The sequence below is a fragment of the Pseudarthrobacter naphthalenicus genome, from assembly GCF_029076445.1.
GTDB classification, from domain to species: domain Bacteria; phylum Actinomycetota; class Actinomycetes; order Actinomycetales; family Micrococcaceae; genus Arthrobacter; species Arthrobacter naphthalenicus.
On sequence record NZ_JARESG010000050.1, the window covers coordinates 1 to 6,231 of the forward strand.

At 64.0% G+C, this 6,231-nt stretch carries 3 protein-coding genes and 3 pseudogenes; all 6 read right to left on the reverse strand.

What is annotated here, in order from left to right:
- Positions 1–239 precede the first annotated feature (239 nt).
- Positions 240–416 (reverse strand): annotated as a pseudogene (locus PY310_RS21040) (IS1634 family transposase); the annotation flags it as partial.
- A gap of 132 nt (positions 417–548) precedes the next feature.
- Positions 549–1,337 carry an IS21-like element helper ATPase IstB gene (gene istB, locus PY310_RS21045; RefSeq protein ID WP_275216576.1) on the reverse strand — a complete coding sequence of 263 codons (789 nt, stop codon included), beginning with the start codon at positions 1,335–1,337 and terminating at the stop codon, positions 549–551.
- Positions 1,334–2,857 (reverse strand): IS21 family transposase, encoded by a 1,524-nt coding sequence (gene istA / locus PY310_RS21050; RefSeq protein WP_275216578.1) that lies wholly within the window; start codon positions 2,855–2,857, stop codon positions 1,334–1,336. The genes istB and istA overlap by 4 nt, the downstream gene beginning before the upstream one ends.
- Before the next feature lie 219 nt (positions 2,858–3,076).
- Positions 3,077–4,277 (reverse strand): annotated as a pseudogene (locus PY310_RS21055) (IS1634 family transposase); the annotation flags it as partial.
- 23 nt (positions 4,278–4,300) lie between these two features.
- On the reverse strand, positions 4,301–4,510 hold the full coding sequence (locus PY310_RS21060) for a hypothetical protein (RefSeq protein WP_275216579.1): 210 nt from the start codon (positions 4,508–4,510) through the stop codon (positions 4,301–4,303).
- A gap of 88 nt (positions 4,511–4,598) precedes the next feature.
- A pseudogene (locus PY310_RS21750) lies at positions 4,599–5,228 on the reverse strand (ATP-binding cassette domain-containing protein).
- Positions 5,229–6,231 lie beyond the last annotated feature (1,003 nt).

Below are 6,231 nucleotides of genomic sequence, written 5' to 3' on the forward strand. Positions count from 1 at the left end.
TAATAAACACCACACCGGCGACACTAGGCCAAACCATTAGTGCGTGAAAAGCGGCCAGTCAGAAAACATCACCGCAGGTCAAGGCCATAGGCCCATCGGAACGACGGAGCCGTGAGCCAAGTCAGGCTTAACGCGGGAAATCCCCAAACCCTCCCGCACCCCGCCACGGCAAAACACCCCCGCGCCAACCTCCGCCCCCGGACACCCAACCCCCGGCGCCCCTGACTTGGCTCATTTCGTTAGTGCGTGAGTTTTGGGTTGCGGATGGCGTCGAGAATGGCCTGCTGCTCGGCGGCAATATCGGGGGCGAATGTCTGCGTGGTGCCGTTGATGGCGATGGTCGCTGAGCGTAAGGGCCGGAGTTGTCGGATTACGTTACGCACCGCCAGCCCTGTCCTGTTCTGGACAGTCCGGGATGTCAATGGCCAGTAGTTTCTGCCCACGGGCGGCCAGTTGATGTGCCCGCTGGTGGCCAGTAAAACTGCCCGGTGATGGCCAGCAGATCTGCCCACTGATTGGTTCGGCGGGGTTGGCCATCGTTGTTTTGGTTAGTTCAGCCGGGTGACTCCTTTTCCTGCGAGGGCCTGGGTGAGGCGTACGGAATCGCCGCTGGTCTGGCAGACGTGGGCGTGGTGCAGCAGCCGGTCAACGGTGGCGGTGGCGAGGGTCTTGGGCATGAGCTCATCGAACCCGGCCGGGTGGAGGTTGGAACTGATCGCGACGGACCGTTTTTCGTAGGCTGCGTCCACGACCCGGTAGAGGCCCTCGGCGGCGTCCGTGGCCACCGGCAACAGGCCAATATCGTCGATCACCACGAGCTCGGCGCGCAGGATTCGGGCCACGGCCCGGGTGACGCTGTCATCGGTGCGGTGCGCCCGGATCAGGACGCCGAGGTCCTCAAGCCGGAACCACGCCACCCGCATCCCGGCTTCGACGGCCTGCTGGCCGAGGGCCTCGAGGAAGAACGTCTTCCCGGTGCCGGACGGACCGCAGACGACCAGGTTCTCCCGCCGGTTGATCCATTCCAAGGTCCGTAGCGCCTGCTGGGTCGGGGCCGGGATGGAGGACGCGGCCGGGTCCCAGGCATCGAAGGTTTTCCCGGTCGGGAAGCCCGCGGCCTTGCGGCGGGAGGCGAGCATGGACCGGGCCCGGCCGGCGGCTTCCTCGGTGAAGAGGGCCTTGATGACCTCGGCCGGTTCCCAGCGCTGCGCGCGAGCTGTCGCGATCAGTTCCGGAGCCAGCGCCCGGGCGTGAGGCATCTTCAGGGACCGCATCAGGGCCTCCAGATCCGCTGGCAGCGGCGGGGCCGTGGTGTTGGTCGTCGTGACGGGGCTCATCGGGCGTCCTCCGGGGCGATGTTCTTGGCCGTGGTGTTCAGGGTGGGGTTGCCGATCGCAGCCCACGCGCCGGTTCCCTGGGTCAGTGAGGTGGCTTCGTTCGCGGCGTGGGTGGTGGTGCGGCGGATGTTGGCGTTCAGGATGGAGGCGAGGTCCGGGTGCGCGAAGCGGCCATGCAGGGCCGCGTCGCCCAGTGCCCGGTCCACCTGGTCGGTGCCGGCGATTTTCGCCAGGGTCACTGCCTCGGCCATCTTCACGTTCATCCGTGCCGTCCCGGCCGCGGCGGCCTCGACCAGCCAGGTCCTGGCGCCGTCACCGATGGCCAGGAACGCGGCTTCGTCCGCGCTGCGGGCCCTGACCTCGTAGTCGCCGGGGATCCGGGTCCTGGTTCCGGGGAAATGTTCATCGTTGATGGCAGGGCTGCCGGGCCTTGCCCGGTCGTGGCGGGCGACTTCGACTGGGCCGGAGGTACCGGCGTGGACGATGATGACCTGCTCGCCGGGGCCCGTACCGTGGGTTCGCACGAACACCCGGGCCCCGAGCAGATGCGCCGGCACAGAGTATCGGGCGTTCTCGAACGTGACCATCGGGGTGTTCTCCGGGACGGTGCGGGCCAGCCCGAAGGCGACCGTGTGGGCGGTATCGGGGATCCGGTGCAGCCTGGGGGCTTCCTCCGCGAGCATGGCCGCCGGTCGGCGCCGGGTCACCCGATGCTCACGGTTGTTGACCAGCTCCATGAACGCCGCGCATGCAGCCTCGAGTTCCGCGAAGGAGGAATACTCGTCGCGGAGGTTGGTGTCCTTGGGCACGATGTCGGCCTTGGCGAGTTTCACGGACGCTTCGACCCCGCCCTTGGTGGCAGGATCCGCCGGCTGGCAGGTCAGCACGGTGACACCGTAGTGCCGGGCGAAGTCCAAAGTCTGCTGGTTCCTGATCGGGACCCCGGCGACATGGGCGGTGGTGACGGTCTTCTCGTTATCCGTCAGAACATACGTCGGTGCTCCGCCGAGGATGCGGAAGCACCGGTCCAGGGCAGCGAACACGTTCGGCGCGGTCCGGTCTTTGAGCGGGATCACGATCCGGAACCGGGAGAACGCCAGCCACGCCACGAACAGGATGGTCTTCACCCCGCCGATCCGGGGCCCGTCGCCGAAGTCATACTGCAGCCACATCCCCGGCTCGGTGATCCACGGCCGGTGAACGCGGGTATGGCCCAGCCGCCACGCGGCCTTGACCTGGGCGATCGCCCGGCGGGTGGAGCGCTCCGAACCCGTGTAGCCCAAGGCGAGGAGCCTTTCGTGGGCCTTGTCGGCACGGATCCGGCCCTTGGAGGTTTCGATCCATTCCTCGATCTTGGGCAGGAACGCGTCGGTCACCCGGCCGCGGGCCGCGGGTTCCCCGATCGGCCGGCCGGCGTCCCGGGCCTGGACATGTTTGGCAACGGTGTGATGCGAGCAGCCCGTGAGCTCCGCAGTGGCGCGCAACGACCCGGTCAGATCGTAGGCAGCAAGAATTTCCATGATTTCTCCGTCAGACTTCCTACAGGGCCTCTTCCTGGTTCGCTTTGGTGCGCTTAGACACCGTCATCAAACCCCAGGAAGAGGCCCCCACCGCTTAAGGCGCGGTCGGTTCAGTAAGGAAGTGGGCAGATCTCATGGCCACCGTCGGGCAGTTCTACTGGCCGTCAGTGGGCACTTTCGTGGCCGCCTATGGGCAGTTTTTCATGGCCGCTAACACCGGGAGACCGCAAGCGCGGTGAACACGATGGTCAGGTGCGCCTCGATCGCGTCACGGGTGCGGTGAAACATGGGCCTGGCGCGCAGGTCAGTTTTGCTCATCCGGAACGACTGCTCGACATGCCACAGGTCGTGGTAGGAGCCGATTACTTCCCCTGCGGGCATGATGTTTGCGGGGATATTTGTCACGTAGCCTTTCAGCCCGACGAGCTGCCGCGCACGCGCTATCGAGGCCTCGTCCAGGCTCGGTTTGCCGCCGGCGGTCTTGACGAACCGTGGGGTCCGGGCCGATTTCTGTCCCTCGATGACCTCCCGTGCCCGGTTCTCCTGGGCCGTGAGCGTTGTGTTGTCATGAACAGCTCTCTTGCGGGAGTAGGCCCACACCGCCCGCCAGGATCCCGGGTGCGCGGCAGGGTCCCAGACGGGTTCGGCACGCAGATCAGGGTTGTTCTCGTTCGTGTGGCCGGTCCTGGGCGTGAGCGTATCGATCAGCTGCCCGTCGCTGAACGCGTCACCGTGCCAGCGGAAATGCGAGGCCAGGTCATTCGGCGCTTTCGTCATTCGGGACCCGACAATGAACCGCAGGTTCGCTTCATCCAGCTCGCGCAGATTGCTGGCTGAAAGCATGCCTGCGTCGGCGACGACGACCATGTCGGCCAGACCGTGGCGGACCTGGAACTGCTTGATAATCGGGATCATGGTTGCCGTCTCGGCCTTGTTGCCTTCGAAGCAGCCGATCTCCAACGGAAACCCGCCGCGATCCACCAGCAGACCGACAACGATCTGGGGATCAACGCGACGTTCCTTGGAGTACCCGACTTTCCGCAGATCGTCTTCCTTCTCCGCCTCGAAATACAAGGTGGTCACGTCATAGAGCACCAGTGAGACGTCCCCGTCGGTCCTGGCGTGCTCGAAGCACCAGGTCGCGACCCGGTCGCGGTAGTTACCCGCAGCTGCCCGGGCAAGGGTCCGCTTCATAGTCGCGTAGCTGGCAGGACTCTGGCCGAGGTCCCGCAGGACTCTGCCGGCATCCAGGAGTGAAGTTGGTTCCACGACCCGGGCGATCACCAGATCCCGGAACACCTTCGTCACCGAGGCCATCGAACTTCAACGACGTGAACGCCCAGGCCAACGCATTGAACAGCAACCGGGAGTCGGTGCCCACCACGCGGGCAGGGCCTTCGCGCCCAGGAATTGCTGCCGGGCGGGCAAGGATATCTTTCGATGTCATCGGGAATCCCACCGGAACCAACGGATTCCGATGAAGGCGAACACGGCGATGTAGCCGGCGCAGGCCAGGAGCGAGTAGGTGTCCTGACTGCTCCACGCGTCCTGGTTCAGTACGTCCGAGAAGAGTGCCATGAAGTCGGCGCGGAGCAGTGACCTCATGGCCAGCCCCGGTGGCGGGCGGTCTAATGCGATGCCGGAGCTAGTCACGGATCTCACTTCCTGTCAGTCCGGTGAATACATCTCCAAAGTGGGTGCACCGTGGGCGACTGAGAGTACTCGTGGATCGTCCTTGTGTTTATCGATCAGCTCTGCCGGTCTTCCGATCGTGAGCAGGATCCCCTGGTCGATGATCGCCCCCCGACCTCACACCGCCTGTGCCTCCTCCATGGAGTGCGTGGTGAGAAGGATGCTGCAGCCTCTGCCACGTAGCTCCTCGACGCGACGCCACAGTTCCCCGGCGCGGTTGGGGGTCCAGCCCCGCGGTCGGTTCGTCCAGCAAAAGCAGGAGAGGGCTGTGGATAGTGGCAATGAACAGAGCGAGCCGTTGCTGTTGGCCGCCAGACAACTGTTTGAACCTCTTCCCGGGCTTTTGTTCAAGACCGACAGTTCGCACTCAGGTATGGATCTTCTCTCGTGTGAGTTTCACCCCATAGAGACCGCCATAGAGCCTGATGATCTGTCCAATGGTTAACTCGGCCTGGAAACTTGAGGACTGCAATTGCACCCCGAGGCGAGCCCTCGCTTCCAGTGGCTCTCGGCGAACGTCGATGCCATGCACCAGCAGGCGCCCAGACGTGGGCCTAACCAACCCCTCGATGGCGCTGAGAGTGTTCGTCTTCCCTGCCCCGTTGGGCCCAGTAACCCAAAGATCTCGCCGTGATGAATCTGAAAGCTGACGCCCTCGACGACGGCCTGCCTGCCGTATGCGACGCTCAACCCGTTGACGTCCAGGACCGGTGGCGCTTGGGGCTCATTCACTGTGCTCGCCACGATGTATTGCCCTCCGAACGGTCGGAGTTCTGAAACCCGCGGGCAGATTAAGCATTTCCCTGCCCACCAACACACTTCGACTGGCCTCAGGGCGTTGATCGTCCTTGCCCTTGGGCTGTGACCGCAATTGCCAATGCCCTCCTCCGCTTAGCTTCGCTGATCAGCGACATTCACGCTAGTGGTCCCGGCGCCTGTGAGCCGGCAACGGGCTTGCGCAGCTTGCGCCCCTGATTCGAAGCCCTCCTCGAGCTCAACACGGCTTCGCCGGGGAAAGATATCTAGTACATCCACATTCAAGACCTCCCCGGCTCCGCCGGCGTCAGGCGTGGGTTCGTCCTACGGTTCCGCTCCGTTTGCACATAAAGGTCATGGCCCGAGCACCCTGCACGCGGAAAGTGCCTGAATGCCCGGCGCGCGGGGCCGCCGAAGAATGCCACGGCCCACGGGGCGCAACCGGACGAACTCTCTGAGCGGCAGACCGGAGCTGATGCGGCCAGCGCCGGGCCTGGACATGTGACCTAGTCAACATGTGGATTGATTGGCTCCGCAGTGATTCCACGCCCTTGAAAAGCCCCGGATTCCGCGGAAATGCGGGGATATTGAGCGCCCGCAGGCCCCAAGCGGATGATTTGCGATTGGGGCTCGGTGCCTGTATTGTTTTCTGAGTCGCCGCCGCTGATGCGGGAAAATAGCGACAAACCCCCTAGTTCAACGGCCTGAAAATGGCACGCTTTATCGCGTTCCGAATTCGGTGGGGCCGGTTGACGGGAGTAGGAATTAGCGGAAACGCTGATTTGCAAAGCTCACCGAAACCGGGTAAGTTTGAAAAGTTGCTCCGGAGCGATCCACGGCTGTTTAGTGCTGGTGGTGGTGCCGGGTGTGTCTGTTGTTTGAGAACTCAATAGTGTGCCAAGTTTGTTGATACCAATTTATTGTAT

Coding starts and splice junctions, on each gene's coding strand:
- istB (WP_275216576.1), bottom strand. CDS start 1,337: ATGAGCCCCGTCACGACGACCAACACCACGGCCCCGCCGCTGCCAGCG.
- istA (WP_275216578.1), bottom strand. CDS start 2,857: ATGGAAATTCTTGCTGCCTACGATCTGACCGGGTCGTTGCGCGCCACT.